The organism is Streptomyces boninensis, assembly GCF_048572725.1.
In the GTDB taxonomy this organism is placed as follows: domain Bacteria; phylum Actinomycetota; class Actinomycetes; order Streptomycetales; family Streptomycetaceae; genus Streptomyces; species Streptomyces boninensis.
In genome coordinates, this window is sequence record NZ_CP183837.1 from 4,700,503 (window position 1) to 4,720,428 (window position 19,926).

Annotated in this window: 17 protein-coding genes and 1 pseudogene; 9 read left to right on the top strand and 9 right to left on the bottom strand. The window is 72.3% G+C overall.

Going from position 1 to position 19,926, the window contains the following annotated elements; translation table 11 throughout:
* Nucleotides 1-24: 24 nt before the first annotated feature.
* The 5 genes from acs to ACNNMR_RS21330 all read left to right on the top strand — a co-directional run bounded on the left by acs (nt 25) and on the right by ACNNMR_RS21330 (nt 5,332).
* Nucleotides 25-1,977, top strand: coding sequence for an acetate--CoA ligase (gene acs / locus ACNNMR_RS21310; protein WP_419996250.1), 1,953 nt, complete (start codon nt 25-27; stop codon nt 1,975-1,977).
* A gap of 225 nt (nt 1,978-2,202) precedes the next feature.
* The gene (nhaA, locus tag ACNNMR_RS21315; RefSeq protein ID WP_419996251.1) at nt 2,203-3,600 is read left to right on the top strand and encodes a Na+/H+ antiporter NhaA; all 1,398 of its coding nucleotides are present in this window, start codon (nt 2,203-2,205) and stop codon (nt 3,598-3,600) included.
* A 47-nt stretch (nt 3,601-3,647) separates the two neighbouring features.
* Nucleotides 3,648-4,109, top strand: a complete 462-nt coding sequence (locus ACNNMR_RS21320; protein WP_419996252.1) for a phage holin family protein — start codon at nt 3,648-3,650, stop codon at nt 4,107-4,109.
* A complete protein-coding gene (locus ACNNMR_RS21325) occupies nt 4,106-5,032 on the top strand; it encodes an alpha/beta fold hydrolase (protein ID WP_419996253.1) in 927 nt (308 codons plus the stop codon). Before ACNNMR_RS21320 ends, ACNNMR_RS21325 begins: the two co-directional genes overlap by 4 nt.
* Nucleotides 5,033-5,146: 114 nt before the next feature.
* A complete protein-coding gene (locus tag ACNNMR_RS21330; protein ID WP_419996254.1) occupies nt 5,147-5,332 on the top strand; it encodes a hypothetical protein in 186 nt (61 codons plus the stop codon).
* Between the two features lie 15 nt (nt 5,333-5,347).
* Here the strand turns inward: ACNNMR_RS21330 and ACNNMR_RS21335 are convergent, their stop codons facing one another.
* The 3 genes from ACNNMR_RS21335 to nth all read right to left on the bottom strand — a co-directional run bounded on the left by ACNNMR_RS21335 (nt 5,348) and on the right by nth (nt 8,189).
* The gene (locus ACNNMR_RS21335; protein ID WP_419996255.1) at nt 5,348-6,547 is read right to left on the bottom strand and encodes a MarP family serine protease; all 1,200 of its coding nucleotides are present in this window, start codon (nt 6,545-6,547) and stop codon (nt 5,348-5,350) included.
* A gap of 12 nt (nt 6,548-6,559) precedes the next feature.
* Nucleotides 6,560-7,252, bottom strand: coding sequence for an NUDIX hydrolase (locus ACNNMR_RS21340; protein ID WP_419996256.1), 693 nt, complete (start codon nt 7,250-7,252; stop codon nt 6,560-6,562).
* 115 nt (nt 7,253-7,367) lie between these two features.
* Nucleotides 7,368-8,189 carry an endonuclease III gene (nth, locus tag ACNNMR_RS21345; RefSeq protein ID WP_419996257.1) on the bottom strand — a complete coding sequence of 274 codons (822 nt, stop codon included), beginning with the start codon at nt 8,187-8,189 and terminating at the stop codon, nt 7,368-7,370.
* Nucleotides 8,190-8,298: 109 nt separating this feature from the next.
* Between nth and ACNNMR_RS21350 the strand changes: the two genes are divergently transcribed.
* Nucleotides 8,299-9,915: an MFS transporter gene (locus ACNNMR_RS21350; RefSeq protein ID WP_419996258.1), complete on the top strand. Its 1,617-nt coding sequence runs from the start codon at nt 8,299-8,301 to the stop codon at nt 9,913-9,915.
* A 6-nt stretch (nt 9,916-9,921) separates the two neighbouring features.
* Here ACNNMR_RS21350 and ACNNMR_RS21355 read toward each other — a convergent pair whose 3' ends face one another.
* Complete coding sequence (locus ACNNMR_RS21355) at nt 9,922-10,602, bottom strand: NAD(P)H oxidoreductase (protein ID WP_419996259.1); 681 nt, start codon at nt 10,600-10,602, stop codon at nt 9,922-9,924.
* A gap of 150 nt (nt 10,603-10,752) precedes the next feature.
* Here ACNNMR_RS21355 and ACNNMR_RS21360 point away from each other — a divergent pair.
* A pseudogene (locus ACNNMR_RS21360) lies at nt 10,753-14,092 on the top strand (AfsR/SARP family transcriptional regulator).
* 251 nt (nt 14,093-14,343) lie between these two features.
* The gene (locus tag ACNNMR_RS21365; protein ID WP_165240854.1) at nt 14,344-15,018 is read left to right on the top strand and encodes a cyclic nucleotide-binding domain-containing protein; all 675 of its coding nucleotides are present in this window, start codon (nt 14,344-14,346) and stop codon (nt 15,016-15,018) included.
* A 48-nt stretch (nt 15,019-15,066) separates the two neighbouring features.
* Here the strand turns inward: ACNNMR_RS21365 and ACNNMR_RS21370 are convergent, their stop codons facing one another.
* Genes ACNNMR_RS21370 through ACNNMR_RS21380 form a run of 3 tightly spaced genes read right to left on the bottom strand, consistent with a single transcriptional unit; the run spans nt 15,067 to nt 17,555 of the window.
* On the bottom strand, nt 15,067-15,897 hold the full coding sequence (locus tag ACNNMR_RS21370; protein ID WP_419996260.1) for an MBL fold metallo-hydrolase: 831 nt from the start codon (nt 15,895-15,897) through the stop codon (nt 15,067-15,069).
* The gene (locus ACNNMR_RS21375; protein ID WP_419996261.1) at nt 15,894-16,772 is read right to left on the bottom strand and encodes an NUDIX hydrolase; all 879 of its coding nucleotides are present in this window, start codon (nt 16,770-16,772) and stop codon (nt 15,894-15,896) included. Before ACNNMR_RS21375 ends, ACNNMR_RS21370 begins: the two co-directional genes overlap by 4 nt.
* Before the next feature lie 57 nt (nt 16,773-16,829).
* A complete protein-coding gene (locus tag ACNNMR_RS21380) occupies nt 16,830-17,555 on the bottom strand; it encodes a TetR/AcrR family transcriptional regulator (RefSeq protein WP_419996262.1) in 726 nt (241 codons plus the stop codon).
* 120 nt (nt 17,556-17,675) lie between these two features.
* Here ACNNMR_RS21380 and ACNNMR_RS21385 point away from each other — a divergent pair, with 120 nt between their 5' ends.
* Nucleotides 17,676-19,220 carry an MFS transporter gene (locus tag ACNNMR_RS21385; protein ID WP_419996263.1) on the top strand — a complete coding sequence of 515 codons (1,545 nt, stop codon included), beginning with the start codon at nt 17,676-17,678 and terminating at the stop codon, nt 19,218-19,220.
* Nucleotides 19,221-19,293: 73 nt separating this feature from the next.
* Here the strand turns inward: ACNNMR_RS21385 and ACNNMR_RS21390 are convergent, their stop codons facing one another.
* Together ACNNMR_RS21390 and ACNNMR_RS21395 are read right to left on the bottom strand one after the other, a co-directional pair.
* Complete coding sequence (locus ACNNMR_RS21390) at nt 19,294-19,761, bottom strand: RidA family protein (protein ID WP_419996264.1); 468 nt, start codon at nt 19,759-19,761, stop codon at nt 19,294-19,296.
* Entirely contained in the window at nt 19,758-19,916 is a 159-nt protein-coding gene (locus ACNNMR_RS21395) for a DUF4177 domain-containing protein (protein WP_419996265.1), read from the bottom strand. Before ACNNMR_RS21395 ends, ACNNMR_RS21390 begins: the two co-directional genes overlap by 4 nt.
* Nucleotides 19,917-19,926 lie beyond the last annotated feature (10 nt).

The following is a 19,926-nucleotide window of genomic DNA, read 5'->3' on the forward strand; positions in this document are numbered from 1 at the left end:
GACACTCTTGGATTGGGAGATGTCGTGAGCAACGAGAGCCTGGCCAACCTGCTCAAGGAGGAGCGCCGGTTCGCGCCGCCCGCCGAGCTCGCCGCCCATGCGAACGTGACGGCGGCGGCGTACGAGCAGGCCAAGGCGGACAGGCTGGGCTTCTGGGCGGCGCAGGCCCGGAGGCTCAGCTGGGCCAAGGAGCCCACCGAAACGCTGGACTGGACGAACCCGCCGTTCGCGAAGTGGTTCAAGGACGGCGAGCTGAATGTCGCGTACAACTGCGTCGACCGTCATGTCGAGGCCGGCCTCGGCGACCGCGTCGCCATCCACTTCGAGGGCGAGCCGGGCGACAGCCGCTCGATCACCTATGCCGAGCTGCAGCGCGAGGTCTCCAAGGCGGCCAATGCGCTGACCGAGCTGGGCGTCGCGAAGGGCGACCGGGTCGCCATCTACATGCCGATGATCCCGGAGACCGTGATCGCCATGCTGGCCTGCGCCCGGCTGGGCGCGCCGCACTCGGTGGTCTTCGGCGGCTTCTCCGCCGACGCCCTCGCCACCCGCATCCAGGACGCCGACGCGAAGGTGGTCATCACCTCCGACGGCGGCTATCGGCGGGGCAAGCCGAGTGCGCTGAAGCCCGCGGTGGACGACGCGGTGGCGCGGGTGGACAGCGTGCGCAATGTGCTGGTCGTGCGGCGTACGGGCCAGGACGTGGCATGGACCGAGGGCCGCGACGTGTGGTGGCACGACGTCGTCGACCGCCAGCCGGAGACGCACACCCCGCAGGCGCATGAGGCCGAGCACCCGCTCTTCATCCTCTACACGTCGGGCACCACCGGTAAGCCGAAGGGGATCCTGCACACCTCGGGCGGCTATCTGACCCAGGTGTCGTACACGCATCATGCCGTCTTCGACCTCAAGCCGGAGACGGATGTCTTCTGGTGCACGGCCGACGTCGGCTGGGTGACCGGCCACTCGTACATCGTGTACGGGCCGCTCTCCAATGGCGCGACCCAGGTGCTGTACGAGGGCACGCCCGACACCCCGCACCAGGGGCGGTGGTGGGAGGTCATCCAGAAGTACGGCGTGACGATCTTCTACACCGCGCCGACCGCGATCCGCGCCTGCATGAAGTGGGGCGACGACATCCCGGCGAAGTTCGACCTGTCCTCGCTGCGGGTGCTCGGCTCGGTGGGCGAGCCGATCAACCCCGAGGCCTGGATGTGGTATCGGAAGCACATCGGCGCGGACACCACCCCCATCGTCGACACGTGGTGGCAGACCGAGACCGGCGGCATCATGATCAGCCCGCTCCCCGGGGTCACGGAGACCAAGCCGGGCTCGGCGCAGATCCCGCTGCCGGGCATCTCGGCCACGGTCGTGGACGACGAGGCGCAGGAGGTGCCGGACGGCGGCGGCGGTTATCTGGTGCTGACCGAGCCGTGGCCGTCGATGCTGCGCACCATCTGGGGCGACGACCAGCGGTACAAGGACACGTACTGGTCCCGCTTCGAGGGCAAGTACTTCGCGGGTGACGGCGCCAAGAAGGACGACGACGGCGACATCTGGCTGCTGGGCCGGGTCGACGACGTGATGCTCGTGTCGGGGCACAACATCTCGACCACCGAGGTCGAGTCCGCCCTGGTCTCGCACCCGAAGGTCGCCGAGGCCGCGGTCGTCGGCGCCACCGACCCGCAGACCACGCAGGCGATCTGCGCCTTTGTGATCCTGCGGGGCGGGGCGGCGGAAGACGACGGTCTGGTCGAGGAGCTCCGTAACCACGTGGCCAAGGCGCTCGGGCCGATCGCCAAGCCGAAGCGGATCCTGCCGGTGGCGGAGCTGCCGAAGACCCGCTCCGGCAAGATCATGCGGCGGCTGCTGCGGGACGTGGCGGAGAACCGCCAGGTGGGTGACGTCACGACGCTCGCCGACTCCACGGTCATGGACCTGATCCAGGCCAAGCTGCCGGGCGCGTCCGAGGACTGAGCGGCTCAGGTCTCCGGGACCACCTGAAGGGGCGCCCCCGCGCTGCGGGGGTGCCCCTTCTGTCCGTAATGTGGGTGCCAGCAAGATCAACCGGAGCGACCTGTAGGGTGTACGGAATCCGTAAAGACGGAGTCAGTACTCCATAGGTGCGCCGGGAAGTCTGGTCGGCAACAGACGCACGCATTGCGTGCGGCCGTCAGCCGATCGCGCCCTGGAGGCCAGCCTGTGACCCCGCCGCATGAGCAGCAGCCCGGATTTCTCGGACCGCAGCCGCTGAAGGAGCGCCGGTACATAGCCGACGCGCTCCGTGCCGAAACGGTCGGCGGCGTGCTGCTGCTCCTTGCCGCCGTGGTCGCTCTGATCCTCGCCAACACCGGCGCCCAGAGCTGGTACGAGAGCGCCAGGGACTTCAAGATCGGCCCGGGGGCGCTGCACCTCGACCTCTCCCTGGCCACCTGGGCCAAGGACGGCCTGCTGGCCATCTTCTTCTTCGTCGCCGGCGTCGAGCTCAAGCGTGAGCTGGTCACCGGCGAGCTGCGCGACCCCAAGGCCGCCGCCCTCCCGGTCGTCGCCGCGATCTGCGGCATGGCGTGCCCGGCGATCGTCTACGTCATCGTCAACGCCTCCGCCGGCGGCAACCTCAAGGGCTGGGCGATCCCCACCGCCACCGACATCGCCTTCGCGCTCGCCGTCCTCGCCGTCATCGGCAGCTCGCTGCCGTCCGCGCTGCGCGCCTTCCTCCTCACCCTCGCCGTCGTCGACGACCTCTTCGCGATCCTGATCATCGCGGTCTTCTACACCTCCACCATCAACTTCGGCGCCCTCGCGCTGTCCCTGCTCGGCCTGGTCGTCTTCTGGTTCCTGCACCACAAGGGCGTACGCGGCTGGTACATCTACGTCCCCCTGGCCGTCGTCATCTGGGCGCTGATGCACGAGTCCGGCGTGCACGCCACCGTCGCCGGCGTCGCCATGGGCCTGATGCTGCGGGTGACCACCCGCCCCGGCGAGGAGCACTCCCCCGGCGAGCACATCGAGCACCAGGTGCGGCCGCTCTCGGCAGGCCTGGCGGTGCCCGCCTTCGCGTTCTTCGCGGCGGGGGTGAGCGTCTCCGGCGGCGCCGTCGCCGACGTCTTCACCCGCCCGGAGCCGCTCGGCGTCGTCCTCGGCCTCTTCCTCGGCAAGATCGTCGGCATCGCGGGCGGCGCCTGGCTCGCCGCCCGCTTCACCAAGGCCGAGCTCAACAAGGACCTGGAGTGGCCGGACGTCCTCGCCGTCGCCTCACTGGCCGGCATCGGCTTCACCGTCTCGCTGCTCATCAGCGAGCTGGCCTTCAGCAGCGACCCCGTGCTGACCGAGGAGGCCAAGGCCGCCGTGCTCATCGGCTCCCTCTGCGCCGCCCTCGTCGCCTGCGTGCTGCTGAAGTGGCGCGACCACGTACACAAGCGGATCAGCGCCGAGGAGAACCGCGACGACGACGGGGACGGGATCCCCGACATGTACGAGCAGGACAAGCTCGAGTACCACCAGCGCATGATCGCCATCTACGAGGCGAAGGCCGAAGAGCACCGCAGGTGGGTGGAAACACACACCCGCGGCAACAAGTCAGGCAGCGGCACGGCATGATGTGACCGACCGGTCACAAGCAATGCCACGGGAGAGGGAGCGACGCGATGAGCGCAGGCGTGGACCAGCACACGGAGCGCACACTCGGCCAGCTGGTCGCCACCGCGACCGCCGACATGAGCGCGCTGGTGCACGACGAGATCGCGCTCGCCAAGGCCGAGCTGCGCAATGACGTCAAGAAGGCCGGCGTCGGCAGCGGCTCCTTCATCGTGGCCGCCGCGCTCGCCCTCTTCGGCATCCCGGTGCTCAGCTTCGCCGCCGCGTACGGGCTGCACGCCCTCGGCCTCGCCCTCGGCTGGTCCTTCCTGATCGTCTTCGGCGTCCATTTCGTGCTCGCCGCCATCATCGGCGCCTTCGGCTACGCCTGGATGAAGCGCATCAACAAGCCGGAAAAGACCATCGCTTCCGCCCGCCAGACCGTCGAGGTCTTCTCGGGGGTGCGTCCGGGGGGACGTACGACTCAGAGCGGACGTAAGCCCACCGATGGTGTGGCACGCTCGACTTCATGACGCTCCCCGCAGCCGATACCCAGGCCGTACGCCTAGAGGGCCCCTGGACGCACCGGGACGTCGCCGCTAACGGCGCCCGGTTTCATATCGCGGAGCTCGGTGAGGGCCCGCTGGTGCTGATGCTGCACGGCTTCCCGCAGTTCTGGTGGACCTGGCGGGAGCAGCTGACCGCGCTCGCCGACGCCGGCTACCGCGCCGTCGCCATGGACCTGCGCGGCATCGGCGGCAGCGACCGTACGCCCCGGGGCTACGACCCCGGCAATCTGGCGCTCGACGTCACCGGCGTCATCCGCTCCCTCGGCGAGCCGGACGCGGCCCTGGTCGGGCACGGCCTCGGCGGCTATCTGGCCTGGACAGCGGCGGCGATGCGGCCGCAGCTGGTACGGCGCCTGGTCCCCGTATCGATGCCGCATCCGCGGCGCTGGCGGGCGGCGATGCTGGCGGATCTGCGGCAGGGCGGCGGGAACTCGTTCGTATGGGGCCTGCAGCGGCCGTGGCTGCCCGAGCGGCAGCTGGTCGCCGAGGACGCGGCCGAGGTCGGCGAGCTGATCCGCGACTGGTCGGGGCCGCACCAGCCGGACGACAAGACCGTGGACACCTACCGGCAGGCGATGCTGATCCCGTCCACGGCGCACTGCTCGGTGGAGCCGTACCGCTGGCTGATCCGGTCCCTTGCCCGGCCGGACGGGGTGCAGTTCTACCGGCGCATGAAGCGCCCCGTGCGAGTGCCCGTGCTGCACCTTCACGGCTCACTCGATCCGGTGATGCATACGCGCGCCGCGGCGGGCTCAGGGGAGTTCGTGGAAGCGCCGTACCGGTGGCGGCTGTTCGAAGGGCTCGGGCACTTCCCGCAGGAGGAGGATCCCGCCGCGTTCTCCGCGGAGCTGGTCAACTGGCTGCGGGATCCGGAACCGGACCGGTAGGCACAGTTCCGGATGGGCGGTTGTGTTCGAGCCTCAGTCACATGCTCGACGCATACGCCAATTGGCCGCACCGGAGGCGATTACCGACCATGGGGCAGGGGCAGTCTCGTGGGTATGGGCTGGACGCATGACTACAACGACGTAGGCCGCAACCGCCGCGCCACCGCAAACCTCGGCAGCTCGCGCGAGCAGCTTGCCCCGGATCACGCGGCGGGTGACCTGCGCCTCGGGATTCCGCACATCTTGCGCCGCCGGGCGCGCTGGGTCAGCGCACGGCTGCGGCACACGCGCAGCGCCTGACCCGGCGACCGCACCTCACATCGCGCATCCCTGACTGTCCACCTGCCGCGATGCCGTACGCCCCCGCTCCACGTCCGGGCGGACCTCGTCGGCGGTGAGCGCGTAGCCGGTGTCGTTGTCATCGAGGGACTTGGCGAAGATCACGCCGTAGACCTCGCCCTGCGGGGTCAGCAGCGGGCCGCCGGAGTTGCCCTGGCGGACGAGGGTGTAGAGGGAGTAGACGTCGCGGCTGACCGTGCCGCGGCGGTAGATGTCCGGGCCGTTGGCGCTGATCCGGTCGCGGACGCGGGCGGCGCGGACGTCGAAGCCGCCGTTCTCCGGGAAGCCGGCGACGATCGCGTCGGAGGAGGTGCGGGCGTCGTCGTCGGCGAACTTCAGCGCCGGGGCGCGCAGTGAGGGCACCTCCAGGACGGCGATGTCGCGGCGCCAGTCGTAGAGCACGACCTCGGCGTCGTACGTCCGGCCCTCGCCGCCGATCTGCACGGTGGGCTCGTCGACGCCGCCGACGACGTGTGCGTTGGTCATCACGCGCTGCGGGCCGATGACGAAGCCGGTGCCCTCCAGGACCTTGCCGCAGCTCGGGGCCTGGCCGACGACCTTGACGATCGACTGCTTGGCGCGGGCCACGACCGGGCTGTTCACCAGCTTGGGGTCGGGCGCGGGCACATTGGTGATCTTCTCGCCCTGGAAGGGCGAGAAGACCTGCGGGAAGCCGTTCTGCGAGAGCGTATTGCTGAACTCGCTGAACCAGGTGTCGGCGTTCTTCGGCAGCACCTCGGCGACGCCGCCGAGCACCTTGGAGCCGCGGACCTCCTTGCCCAGCGTGGGCAGCGTGGAGGCGCCGAGGGCGGAGCCGATCAGCCAGGCGACCAGGAGCATCGCCGCGACATTGACCAGCGCGCCGCCGGTGGCGTCGAGCGAACGGGCCGGGGACCAGGTGATGTAGCGCCGCAGCCGGTTGCCGAGCTGGGTGGTGAACGCCTGGCCGACCGAGGCGCAGATGATCACGATGACGACGGCGAGGATCGCCGACGTCTGGCTGAGCGCGGCACCGTCCGTCGCCTTGTCCCAGATCACCGGGAGCAGGTAGATCGCGACGAGGCCGCCGCCGACGAAGCCCGTGACCGAGAGGATGCCGACCACGAAGCCCTGGCGGTAGCCCACGACGGCGAACCACGCGGCCGCCAGGATTAGCAATATGTCCAGCACGTTCACCGGGTCACCGTCTCACGCGTGCCAGTCCAGGGGCACCTGCCGGGTACGGTCCCATGGTTCTTCCCAGCCGGAATAGTGCAGGATCCGGTCAATGACGCCGGCGGTGAAACCCCAGACCAGGGCATCTCCCACGGTGAAGGCGGGGCCTGCGTGGCCGCGGGGGTGCACCGCCATGGCGCGGTTCGCCGGGTCGGTGAGATCCGCCACCGGGACCGTGAAGACCCGGGCGGTCTCGCGGGCGTCCACGGCCCGTACGGGAGATGGCCGGCGCCACCAGGCGAGGACGGGAGTGACCACGAAGCCGCTCACCGGGATGTAGAGCTGCGGGAGGGTGGCGAAGATCTGCACGCCCGCCGGGTCGAGCCCGGTCTCCTCCTCCGCCTCCCGCAGTGCGGCGCGCAGCGGGCCGTCGCCGGCCGGGTCGCCGTCCTCCGGGTCCAGGGCGCCGCCCGGGAAGGACGGCTGCCCGGCATGCGACCGCAGCTGCCCGGCCCGCTCCATCAGCAGCAGCTCGGGCCGGCCGTCGGCGCCTTCGCCGAGGAGCACCAGCACGGCGGAGGGCCGCCCGCCCTCGTCGGGGGGCAGGAAGCTGCTGAGCTGCTCGGGCGCGACGGTGCGCGCCGCGTCGGCGACGGGGAGCAGCCACTCGGGCAGCCCGCGCTCGGTGACCTCGACCGCCGGTCGTGCTTCGCGGGCGCTCGTCATACGGCACCCCCTGCGGTCTCGGTGCGGGTTTTATCGGGCCTGGCGGCCCTCGCCCGCAAGCGCCGGGCAGGCTTGATTTCGACTCGCGCGCCGCCCTCGGCCTGCTGATTCCCTGTCACCGGCCCTCCAAGGCCGGCGCCGGCGGCCCCGGGAAGTCGGCGGGGGGCTTCAGGCGCTGGCCCGGCTGGCCGGCCTTTTCGTACTTCAGGAGCTTCTCCGCCTTTACGGGATCCAGCTCGCCCTCGCCGTACGACGGGCAGAGCGGGGCGATCGGGCAGGCGCCGCAGGCGGGCTTGCGGGCGTGGCAGATGCGGCGGCCGTGGAAGATCACCAGGTGGGAGAGCATCGTCCAGTCCTTCTTCGGGAAGAGGGACCCGACCTCCGCCTCGATCTTGTCGGGATCGGTCTGCTCGGTCCACTTCCAGCGGCGGACGAGGCGCTGGAAGTGGGTGTCGACGGTGATGCCCGGGACGCCGAAGGCATTGCCGAGGACCACATTGGCGGTCTTACGGCCGACGCCCGGGAGCTTGACCATGTCGGCCAGCTTGCCCGGCACCTCGCCGCCGAAGTCATCGCGGAGGCCCCTGGCGAGGCCCATGATCGACTTGGTCTTGGCGCGGAAGAATCCGGTCGGCCGGATCAGCTCCTCGACCTCCTCCGGATTCGCCGCCGCCAGGTCCTCGGGCGTCGGGTACTTCGCGAAGAGCGCGGGCGTCGTCTGATTCACCCGCAGGTCGGTGGTCTGCGCGGAGAGGACGGTGGCGACCAGGAGCTGGAAGGGGTTCTCGAAGTCCAGCTCGGGATGTGCGTACGGATACACCTCTTCCAGCTCGCGGTAGATCCGCCGCGCCTGGCGCACCTTGCCGGTGTGCGTAGGCGCCGGCTTCGCCTTTCTGATCACCGGCCGCTCGCCGGCCCCGCCACTCTTCGCTGCCATGCCCGCAAGAGTACGACCCCGGTACGACAGCGAGCAGGGATTCCCGTGGCGGCGGGGACCGTAACCGACTCCGAACCGGACCCGAACCCCCGCGGCGCACAGTCCAGCCATGACCACGACATTGAACGCACCACTGAACGCACCCCACAAGGCAGGCCCCAGGCAATGGCTCGGCCTGGCGATGCTCGTACTCCCCGTCACCCTCATGACGGCCGACCTCGGCGTGCTGTGGCTGGCCACGCCGTATCTCTCCGCCGACCTCCGGCCCACCAGCAGCGAGCTGCTCTGGACCACCGACGTCTACGGCTTCATGACCGCCGGCTTCCTCGTCGTCATGGGCACCCTCGGCGACCGGGTCGGCCGGCGGCGGCTGCTGATGGCGGGCTCCGCCGGCTTCGCCGCCGCGTCCGTGATCGCCGCCTTCGCGAGCAGTCCCGAGATGCTGATCGGCGCCCGCGCGCTGCTGGGCCTCGCCGGGGCCGCCGTGCTGCCCTCGACGCTGGCGCTGATCCGGAACATGTTCGAGGACGCCAAGCAGCGCGCCACCGCCATCGCCATGTGGGTCACCGCGCTCTCCGTCGGCATCGCGATCGGGCCGGTGATCGGCGGCGTGCTGCTGGACTCCTTCTGGTGGGGCTCGGTCTTCCTGATGGGCGTGCCGATCATGCTGCTCACCCTGATCACCACCCCCGTGCTGCTCCCCGAGTACCGCGACCCGGCCGCCGGGCGGCTCGACCCGGCGAGCGTGGCGCTGTTCCTGCTGGCCGTGCTGCCGGTCGTGTACGGCGTGAAGAAGCTCGCCGAGGGCGGGGCGCCGCTGACGCACGCCGGCGTCATGGCGGCGGGTGCCCTCTTCGCGGTGGCCTTCGTACGGCGGCAGGGGCGGCTGGAGACGCCGCTGCTCGACATGCGGCTGTTCCGGGTGCGGGCCTTCACGGGCGCGCTGCTGACGCTGCTGCTGGGGATGATGGCGCTGAACGGCGTCGAGTACCTGGTCCCGCAGTATCTGCTCGCCGTAGGCGGGCTGACGCCGCTGGCCGCCGGGCTGTGGCTGCTGCCGGGCGCGGTCGGGCTGATCGTGGGCTCGCAGCTGACGCCGGTGCTCTCCAAGCGGATCCGGCCCGCGTATGTGATCGCGGGCGGGGTGCTCGTATCGGTGGCGGGCTTCGTGCTCACCGCGGCGGCCGGGCAGGGCGACGGCGGCGTGCGGGCGGCGGCGATCGGGCTCGCCGTGATCATGTTCGGGGTGGCGCCGATCAGTGTGCTGGGCACGACGCTGGCGGTGGGCGCGGCTCCCGCCGAGAAGGCGGGCGCCGCGGCGGCTACCGGGCAGACCGCGTACGACCTGGGGCTGGCGCTCGGTATTGCGGTGACGGGGAGTGTGGCGGTGGCGGTCTATCGCGGCTCGGTCGACGTCGGCGGTGTCCCGGCGGAGGCGGCGCACGCGGCACGGGACAGCGTCGGTGGGGCTGAGGCCGCGGCGGCGCAGCTGCCTGGGGGGCAGGGGGCGGGGCTGGTGGCTTCGGCTCGGGAGGCGTTTGTGGCCGGATTCCATGCGACGGCTTGGGTGAGTGCTGGGCTGGCGGTGGTTACGGCGGTGATCGCGGTGGTGCTCCTGCGGCGGATCGGGGCGATTGGGGCGGGGGAGGGAGAGATGGTCGCTGAGGGCGGCGAGGCTGCTGAGGGTGCTTCCGCAGGCGAGGCTGCTGTCCCTGCGGCCCGGTGAGCCGGCTCAGGCGGACACGGGCTCCGTCTCCCCCGAGACGTCCGCCTCCCCCTCCGTATCCAGGGTTACGTCCCCCGGCCGCCGTCGCGCCGCCCGGAACTCCGCCAGCGCCGCCGCCCCCGCCGCGAGCACCTCCCGGGCGCGCCCCTGGCGCAGCGTCTCCGGGACGCCGGACAGCTCGGCTCCGTACAGCAGCCGCACCCGCGCGTCCCCGATGCCGCAGAACTCGGAGATGCCGACGCGCAATTGCCGGTCCATCGACGCCTCTAGGCCATTCGCCTCGAACTCGGCCCTGGTGCCGCCCGCCGGTGCCAGCCACAGCATCCGCTTGGCGCGCAGCCGCGGGGTGCTGCGGCCGTACGCGAAGCCGTAATTCCACACCCGGTCGATCCAGCCCTTGAGGATCGCCGGCGGCCCGAACCACCACACCGGGAACACCACGACGATGTCGTCCGCGGCATCGATCCGCCGCATGTGCGCCCGCACCTCGGGCGAGTAGCGCTTCTCGCGGTCGTCCCAGTCGGGGTCGTCCGCCTCGTACAGGCGCGGGTCGAAGTCCTCGGCGTAAAGGTCGAGGAGGTCGACGGTGCCGCCCGCGGCCTCGATCGTGCGGCGCGTCTCGGCGGCGAGCTGGGCGGTGAGGGAGGTGGGGCGGTGGTGGGCGAGTACGAGCAAGGTGTGCGACATGCTTCCTCCTGAAATATGGGGACTTGAGCATGTCGAGGGCGGGTTCGGGTTCGGTTCGGATCGGACTCGGGCGGTGGGCCGGACGCGGTCGGCGGGACGCCGTGGGCGGGAGCCCGAAGTCGCGTTCGAAGGCCGGGCTATCGTGATCCAATGCGATTCGGGGTGCTCGGCCAGCTGGAGGTGCTGACCGGTGAAGGGCGGCCGGTGGTGGTCCCCGAGCGCAAGGTTCGTACGTTGCTTGCCGCGCTGCTTGTCGCCCCCGGGCGGCCGGTCGCCGGGCATCGGCTCGTCGACGACCTGTGGGGCGAGGCGCCGCCCGGCCGGCCCTCCCGCGCGCTGCAGGCCAAGGTCTCGCAGCTGCGCCGCGCCCTGGACGAGGCCGAGCCCGGTGGCCGGGATCTCGTCGCCACCCGGGATCCGGGGTATGCGCTGGACGTGCCGGCCGAGACGGCGGTGGATGCCGGGGTGTTCGGCGCGCTGGCCGCCCGGGCGCGGGGCGCGGCGGAGCTACGGGTCCGGGCCGAGCTCTTTGCCGAGGCGCTCGGGCTGTGGCGGGGACCGGCCTTTGCCGGCTTCGAGAAGGAGCCGTTCGCGCGGGCCGCGATCGACCGGCTGGAGGAGGAGCGGCTGACGGTACGCGAGGAGCTCGCCGAGGTCCGGCTCGCGCTGGGCGAACACCGGGAGCTGACCGCCGAGTTGCGCGACCTGGTCGCCCGGAATCCGCTGCGCGAGCGGCTTCGGGCCGTGCAGCTGCGGGCGCTGTACCGGTCCGGGCGCCAGACGGAGGCGCTCGCCGCGTACGAGGAGCTGCGCTCGGCACTCGCCGATGACCTGGGCCTGGACCCGGGACCTGAGCTGGTCGCGCTGCAGCGGCAGATCCTGACGCAGGATCCGGCGTTGGAGGCGGGGCCGGGTCCTGGCGCGGCGCAGCCGTCCCCCTCCCGTACGCCACCCGCGCCCGCCCCCGCTGTCGGCAACCTCCCCACCCCCCTCACCGACCTGGTCGGCCGCGAGGCCGCCGTGGCGGAGGTGCGCGCGCTGATACGTACGCGTCGGCTGCTGACGCTCACCGGGGCCGGTGGGGTCGGCAGACCCGGCTGGCGGTGGCGGCGGCGCGTGGGCTCGCCGAGGAGTTCCCCGGCGGGGTGTGGCTGGTCGAGCTGGCGGGTGCGACGGGGGGTGGGGTCGCGGAGACGGCCGTCGCCGCGCTCGGGGTCCGCGATGACGGCGCGTATGGCGTGCTGCCGGAGGAGGAGCGGCCCGCGCCCGCGGAGCGGCTCGCCGCGGCGGTCCGGGGGCGGGGCCTGCTACTGGTGTTCGACAACTGCGAGCACGTCGCCGACGAGGCCGCCGACCTCCTGGAGGTGCTGCTGCGCGCCTGCCCGGAGCTGCGGGTCCTCGCGACCAGCCAACAGGCGCTGGCGCTGGCGGGCGAGACGCTGTGGCCGGTGGCCGGGCTCGCGCCCGACGCCGCCGCCGAACTCTTCGCCGCGCGCGCGACGGCCGCCGACCCCGGCTTCGACCGCGACGCGGCCACAGAGGAGGCGATACGGGCCATCTGCCGCCGTCTCGACGGCGTCCCCCTGGCGCTGGAGCTGGCGGCCACCCGGGTGCGCGCGCTGGGCGTGCGCCGGGTCCTCGAAGGCCTCGACGACCGCTTCCGCCTCCTGGCCGCGACCCGCCGCGGAGCGCCCGCCCGGCAGCAGACCCTGCGCGCGGTGATCGACTGGAGCTGGGAGCTCCTGGACCCGGCCGAGCAGACGGTGCTGCGCCGGCTGGCGGTGCATGTGGACGGCTGCTCGCTGGAGGCGGCGGAGGCGGTCTGCGCAATGGACGCCGGCGCGTCCGGACTCGTGGGATCCGACCCCACCCCCGCAGATGTCCCCGAGATCCTCGCCCGGCTCATCGATCGCTCCCTCGTCGCCGTCGCGCACACGCCCGACGGGCCCCGCTATCGCCTCCTCGAGTCCGTCGCCGCCTACGGCATCGAGCGGCTGCGGGTCGCGGGTGAGCTGGAGCTCGTGCGCCAACGGCACCTCGATCACTACGCCGGGGTCGCCGAGCGGGCCGCGCCGCGGCTTCGGGACTCCGGTCAGGCCGAGTGGCTGGACCGGCTCGACAGGCGGCCAACCTCCGCGCCGCTCTCGCCACCGCCGCCCGCGCGGAGCTCGCGGGGCAGGCGCTGCGGATGGCCGACGCCCTGGCCTGGTTCTGGGTGCTGCGCGGCCGCCTCGCGGAGGCCCTGCGGGCGCTCGACGAGGCGCTGGCCATCCCCGTCCCCGTCCCCACCTCCGGCCCCACCTCCGGCCCCACCTCCGGCCCCACCTCCGCCCCCATCCCGTCCGCACCCGGCGACTCCCCCGGCGAAGCCGCCCGCCTCCGCGCCCGCGTAGCCGTCTGGCGGACCGGCATCACCATCCTCACCGGCGACGGCGCCGACCGAACCGCCGCAATCGCCCGGGCCCTCGCCCCGTACGACGCCCTCGACGACCCGCCCGGCCTGGCCCACGCCCGCTGGTTCCTGGCGCACAGCCTCTGCGGCATCGGCGACGTCTCCGAGGGCGAGGCGCTGACGACAGCCGCGCTGGCCGACTTCATCGCGCTCGGTGACGACTGGGGCACCGCCGCCGCGCTCAGCAATCGCTCGATGCAGCGGCTGCTCGCCGGCGACCTCGCGGGCACCGCCCGCTACGGCACCCGCGGCGCGGAGCTCTTCGCCCGGCTCGGGGACGACAACGGGCGGTTGTGGACCGTCTACCCCCTGGCCACCCTCGCCGAGGTCCGCGGCGACTACGACGAGGCGGCAAGGCTGCAGCGCGACGCCCTCGGCACCGCGGAGAAGCTCGGCATGGCCATCTCGGCCGCCGACCTGCTCGCCGGGATCGGCCGCATCGCCCTGCTCACCCGCGACATGAACGAGGCCCGCAGGCTCCACGAGCGGGCCCGCGAGCTCGCCGTCGAGCACGGCTTCGCGGCCGGCGCCGTCAACGCCGAGCTCGGCCTCGCCCTCATCGCCCGCCGCGAAGGCCGCCTGGACGAGGCCGAGCGCCTCATGCACGGCGTCCTCGACTGGCACCGCCGCGTCGGCCTCGACGGCGCCAACGCCTTCGTCCTCGCCGAGCTCGGCTTCACCGCGGAGCTGCGCGGCGCCGCCGACACAGCACTTGACCTGCACAAACAGGGTTACGACACCGCCCGCACCACCGGCGACCCGCGCGCCCAAGCCCTCGCCCTCGAGGGCCTCGCGGGCGCCCACCGCCTCGCCGGCCGCCCGGCGCACGCGGCCCTCCTGCTGGGCGCCGCAGCCGCGGCCCGCGCCGGTGCGGGCGCCCCCCTGCCCGCGGCGGAGCGCGGCGACGTCGACCGGATTACGGCCGCGGCCCGTGGGGCACTCGGCCCCGAAGCCTTCGCCACGGCCTTCGAACGGGGCGAAGCGCTGACACCCGCGGAAGCGGAGGCCCAACAGCCCCTGACTCCCCCGAATGGGTGAGCAGCCAAGAAATCTGTTCGCCCACAGCAGAATCTCATCCCTCGCCGACACCCGTTCGGCCCTCGTACTCTCCGCTCTCATCGGGCTTTTGGCGACATAGCGGCGCGCGGCCCCTGCCCCCAATCGGCCCCCTGACGTACGAAGCGCGCCGCGGATGCGTCAAACTTGTGACTGATCACACTGTTTTACCGTCCGGCATCATGGAGACGTCCGGCTTTGGCCGGGAGCCCATGTGGACAAGGAGAGAACTCGTGGACGACGTTCTGCGGCGCGCCCCCCTCTTCGCCGCGCTCGATGACGAGCAGGCGAGCGAGCTGCGCGCTTCGATGACGGAGACGACGCTTGCGCGCGGTGACTCGCTGTTCCACGAGGGCGACCCCGGGGACCGGCTGTATGTCGTCACCGAAGGCAAGGTCAAGCTCCACCGCACCTCCCCCGACGGCCGCGAGAACATGCTCGCCGTCCTCGGCCCCGGCGAGCTCATCGGCGAGCTGTCGCTCTTCGACCCGGGCCCGCGCACGGCCACGGCCTCCGCGCTGACCGAGGTCAAGCTGCTCGGCCTCGGCCACGGCGACCTGCAGCCCTGGCTGAACGCCCGCCCCGAGGTCGCCACCGCCCTGCTGCGCGCCGTCGCCCGCCGCCTGCGCCGCACCAACGACCAGATGTCCGACCTGGTCTTCTCGGACGTCCCGGGCCGCGTCGCCCGCGCCCTGCTCGACCTCTCCCGCCGCTTCGGCGTGCAGGCGGAGGAAGGCATCCACGTGGTCCACGACCTCACCCAGGAGGAGCTGGCCCAGCTGGTCGGCGCCTCCCGCGAAACCGTCAACAAGGCCCTCGCCGACTTCGCCTCCCGCGGCTGGCTCCGCCTGGAGGCCCGCGCGGTGATCCTGCTCGACGTCGAGCGGCTGGCGAAGCGCTCGCGCTGATCCGGGCCCGGGCCCGGATCCGCACCCGCTGACACGGGCACGGGCTGATCAGATCAGCCCGTGCTCCTCCAGATATTCGAGCTGCGCCCGTACGGACAGCTCCGCCGCAGGCCACAGCGACCGGTCCACGTCCGCGTAGACGTGGGCGACCACCTCGGCCGCCGTCTTGAAGCCGTTCTCCACGGCCGTCTCCACCTGCGCCAGCCGGTTGGCCCGATGCGCCAGGTAGAACTCCACGACCCCCTGCGCGTCATTCAGCACCGGCCCATGCCCCGGCAGCACGGTCGACACCCCGTCGTCGACGGTCAGCGACCGCAGCCGCCGCAGCGAGTCCAGGTAGTCCCCGAGCCGCCCGTCCGGGTGCGCCACCACGGTGGTGCCGCGGCCGAGCACCGTATCGCCGGTCAGCACCGCCGCATCGGCCGGCAGGTGGAAGCTCAGCGAGTCCGCCGTATGCCCCGGCGTCGGCACGACCCGCAGCTCCATCCCGCCCGTGGTGACCACATCCCCGGCGCCGAGACCCTCGTCCCCCAGCCGGAGCGCCGGGTCCAGCGCCCGTACCTTCGTCCGGGTCAGCTCGGCGAAGCGGCCCGCGCCCTCCGCGTGGTCCGGGTGCCCGTGCGTGAGCAGCGTCAGCGCGATCCGCTTGCCCATCTGCTCGGCGCGGTCGACGACCGCCTGCAGATGTACGTCGTCCAGCGGGCCCGGGTCGATGACCACCGCCAGGTCGGAGTCCGGCTCGGCGACGATCCACGTATTCGTGCCGTCGAGCGTCATCGGCGAGGCGTTCGGAGCCAGCACGCACACCGCGCGCTCCGTCGCCGGACCGGCGATGGCGCCGCCGCGCGGCTGTCCGGGCAGGGCGTCGGCGTACGTCATCGGGGCATCCTCTTCTCGAACTCTTCGTGTCCCGGCCAGCTCAGCACGAGCTCCCCTTCCTCCAGCCGCGCCCGCGCCAGCACCGGCGTCAGATCCCGCTCCGCGGCGGCGGCCAGCGCCTCGTCCGGGGTACGCAGCCCGACCAGGTCGCGCAGCGTGGCGATGGTCGGCGGCATCATCAGCAGCTCGCCGCGGTCATAGCCCGCGGCCCCGTCCGACGGGCGGACCCAGGCCGTGCGGTCGGCCTCGGTGGAGGCGTTACGGGACCGCTGCCCGGACGGCAGGGCGGCGACGAAGAACCACGTGTCGTAACGCCGCTTCTCGAACTCCGGGGTGATCCAGCGCGCCCAGGCCCGCAGAAGGTCGGAGCGCAGCACCAGCCCGCGCCGCTGCATGAAGTCCGCGAAGGACAGCTCCCGGTCCACCAGCGCGGCCCGGTCCGTCTCCCAGTCGGCGCCGGAGACGTCCCCGACCACCTCGTCAGGGGACGGCCCGGCGAGCAGCACGCCCGCCTCCTCGAAGGTCTCGCGCACGGCCGCGCACACGATGGCCTGCGCGGCGGGTGCGGGCACGCCGAGCCGCGCCGCCCACTCCTCGACGGGCGGGCCCGCCCATCCGACCGGCCGCTCGTCGCGCGGGTCCACCGACCCGCCGGGGTAGGCGTAGGCGCCGCCGGCGAAGGCCATCGAGGCGCGGCGGCGGAGCATGTAGACATCGAGGCCGTCCCGTAGCAGCAGCACGGTGGCCGCGGTCCGCGGCTCGGTCGGCGTCAGCTCGCCGGCGGCGAGGGCGCGGATGCGGTCCGGCCACTCGGGCGGATACCACTGGCCGTTGCCGGGGGACGCGGGCTCAGGCGCGGACGCGGACTCAGACATGGCCGGATGCTATGCGCTGCCGCTGACATGTTCGACCCCGCGAAGCGCCGCACTTGATCACAGCCGCCGTTCGAGCCCGTCCAGGATCCGCTCCACCCCGGCGTCGAACTGGTCCGCCGTCCCCTCGCCGAGCCCCCGCGCGGACTGCTCCGCGTACCGCCGCTCCAGACGCGGATAGCCCTTCGCCGCCTGCCGCGCGGCCGGCCACAGCTGCGCCGCCCACTCCTGCTCGCTCATGCCGCTGCGGGCGATCGCCGTCACCATCGCCGCCTCGCTGATCGACATGCCGATGGCGTACGCGAAGAGCGTGTCCATCGCGCGGTCCGCCTCCTCGCCCGCGAAGCCGGCCGCCTCGAAGAGGGCGAGCAGGCCGTCGGAGAGCCGCATCATGTTCGGCCCCAGATACGCCGTCCCGGCCGCGCCGAGGACCGGGGCGGACCAGGGGTGGCGCAGGATCGCCGCGCGCACGCTGCGGGTGCTGCGGGCGGCGGCGGCGCGCCAGTCGGCGGCGTCCGCGGCCGAGGGGATGTCCAGCTCGCCGAAGATCTCGTCGACGACCAGCTCGACGATTTCCTCCTTGTTGCGCACATGCGTGTACATCGACGTGGCGCCGGCGTTCAGCCGCGCGCCCAGCTTGCGCATGCTCAGCGCCTCGAGGCCGTCCGCGTCCAGCAGCTGGATCGCCTCCGACACGATCTGCTCCCGGCTCAGCGACGGCTGCTCGCGCCGCTTGCGGGTCGGGCGGGCCCAGACGGTCGGGAGTTCGGGCTGATCAGTGGCCATGTCCCCATCGTAGCCACAATCCGCACGGCGTACGAGCTTGCGCACACTGTGCGGTGACCGTACAGTGTGCGGCGAGGCGCACAGTGTGCGCTCAGCGATTCCGGCAGAGGGAAGAAGACGATGGATGCGACGACGCTGCAGAAGCGCAATCCGAAGCGCTGGCTGATCCTGATCGTGCTGTGCCTCAGCACCCTGGTCCTGGTGATCGACAACATGGTGCTCACCGTGGCGGTGCCGCCGATCGCCGAGGACCTGGGGGCGAGCGCCCAGGACATTCAGTGGATCATCGACTCGTACATCCTGGTCTTCGCCGGCCTGCTGCTCACCGCGGGCAGCCTCTCCGACCGGTTCGGGCGCCGGCGCACCATGATCATTGGGCTGGTGCTCTTCGGCGGCGCCTCCATACTCGCCACCTGGGCCGGCAGCCCGGAGCAACTCATCCTCGCCCGCGTGCTGATGGGCATCGGCGGTGCACTGGTGATGCCGTCCACGCTGTCCATCCTGATCACCGTCTTCGACGACGCCGAGCGGCCGAAGGCGATCTCCGCCTGGAGCGCGGTGGCGATGGTCGGCCTGGTCGGCGGGCCGGTGCTGGGCGGCGTGCTGATCTCGAAGTTCTGGTGGGGCGCGGTCTTCCTCATCAACATCCCGATCGCCGCGCTCGCCATCGTCGCCGCGCTGGTGCTGATGCCGGAGTCCAAGGGCCCCTGGCGCAAGGTCGACCTGGTCGGCATGGTGCTGTCGGTCATCGGCATGACCGCCCTCGTCTACGCGATCATCGAGGCCCCGAAGGGCCTGACCCACACCAACACCCTGGTCGGCGCGGGCATCGCCCTGGTGACGATGACGGTCTTCGCGATCTGGGAGGTCAAGTCCGACGCCCCGATGGTCCCGCTGTCGCTCTTCCGCAACAGGGTCTTCACCGGCGCCAGCTTCTCCCTCGTGCTGCTGACCTTCGCCAACGGCGGCCTGATGCTGGTCCTCACCCAGTACCTGCAGTTCGTCCTCGGCTACTCGCCCACCGAGACCGGTCTCGCCTTCGCGCCGCTGGCCGTGGCCTCGCTGGCCTTCCAGGCCATGGGCGCCGCCCTCATCGGCAAGGTCGGCACCCGCGCCGTGACCGCCACCGGACTCCTGGTCATCGCCGCCGGCTTCGGCGTCCTGGCCAGCATGGGCGAGGGCGACGGCTGGGGCACCCTGGCCACCGCGATGGTGGTCCTGGGCGCCGGCGCGGGCCTCGCGATGCCCGCGGCGATCGCGGCCCTGATGGGCGCGGTCCCGGAGGAGCACGCGGGCGTCGGCTCGGCCCTCAACGACACCATCCAGCAGGCGGGCGCGGCGCTGGGCGTCGCGATCCTGGGGGCGGTGCTGTCGTCCACGTACACCTCGAAGATGCCGGACGACGCCCCCGAGCAGGCCCGTAAGTCCTTCGGAGATGCGCTCGTGGTGGCCGGGAAGACCAAGGAGAGCGGCCTGATCGCCGCCGCCAGGGACGCCTTCACCTCCGCGATGTCGACGAGCATGCTGGCCGGCGCGGCGGGTGTGCTGGCGGCCGCGGCGCTGGCCACGGTGCTGATGAAGGGCCGCGACAAGGACGACTCAGCGGCGGCGCAGGAAGCGCCCGCCGCCGACGGCACCGGCTCCGCGCTCGACCCGGCTCAGTGAGCCGGGGCCGCCGCCCGGCGGCGGTGCCGGAGCAGTGCTGAGGGCCCGGGAGACCCCCGGGCCCTTCGGCCGTTCAGCCCTCGAGCTCCACCTGGATCTCGACCTCGACCGGCGAGTCCATCGGCAGCACCGCCACACCCACCGCGGAGCGGGCGTGCACGCCGCGGTCGCCCAGCGCCGCGCCCAGCAGCTCGCTGGCGCCGTTCAGGACGGACGGCTGGCCGGTGAAGTCCGTTGCCGAGGCGACAAAGCCCACGACCTTGACCACCCGCTTGACCCGGTCCAGGTCGCCGGCCACCGACTTCACCGCGGCCAGCGCATTCAGCGCGCACCGCTCCGCGAGCGCCGTCGCCTCCTCCGGCGTGACCTCGGCGCCGACCTTGCCGGTCACCGGCAGCTTGCCCTCGACCATCGGCAGCTGCCCGGCGGTGTACACATACACCCCGGACTGCACCGCCGGCTGGTACGACGCCAGCGGCGGCACCACCTCGGGCAGCGTGTGACCCAGCTCCGCGAGCTGCGCCTCGACCCGACCGCTCACGGCTTCTCCCGCTTCAGATAGGCCACCAGCTGCTCGCCCCCACCGGGACCGGGAATGACCTGGACGAGCTCCCAGCCGTCCTCGCCCCAGGTGTCCAGAATCTGCTTCGTCGCGTGTACCAACAACGGCACCGTCGCGTACTCCCACTTCGTCATGGCCCGAGCC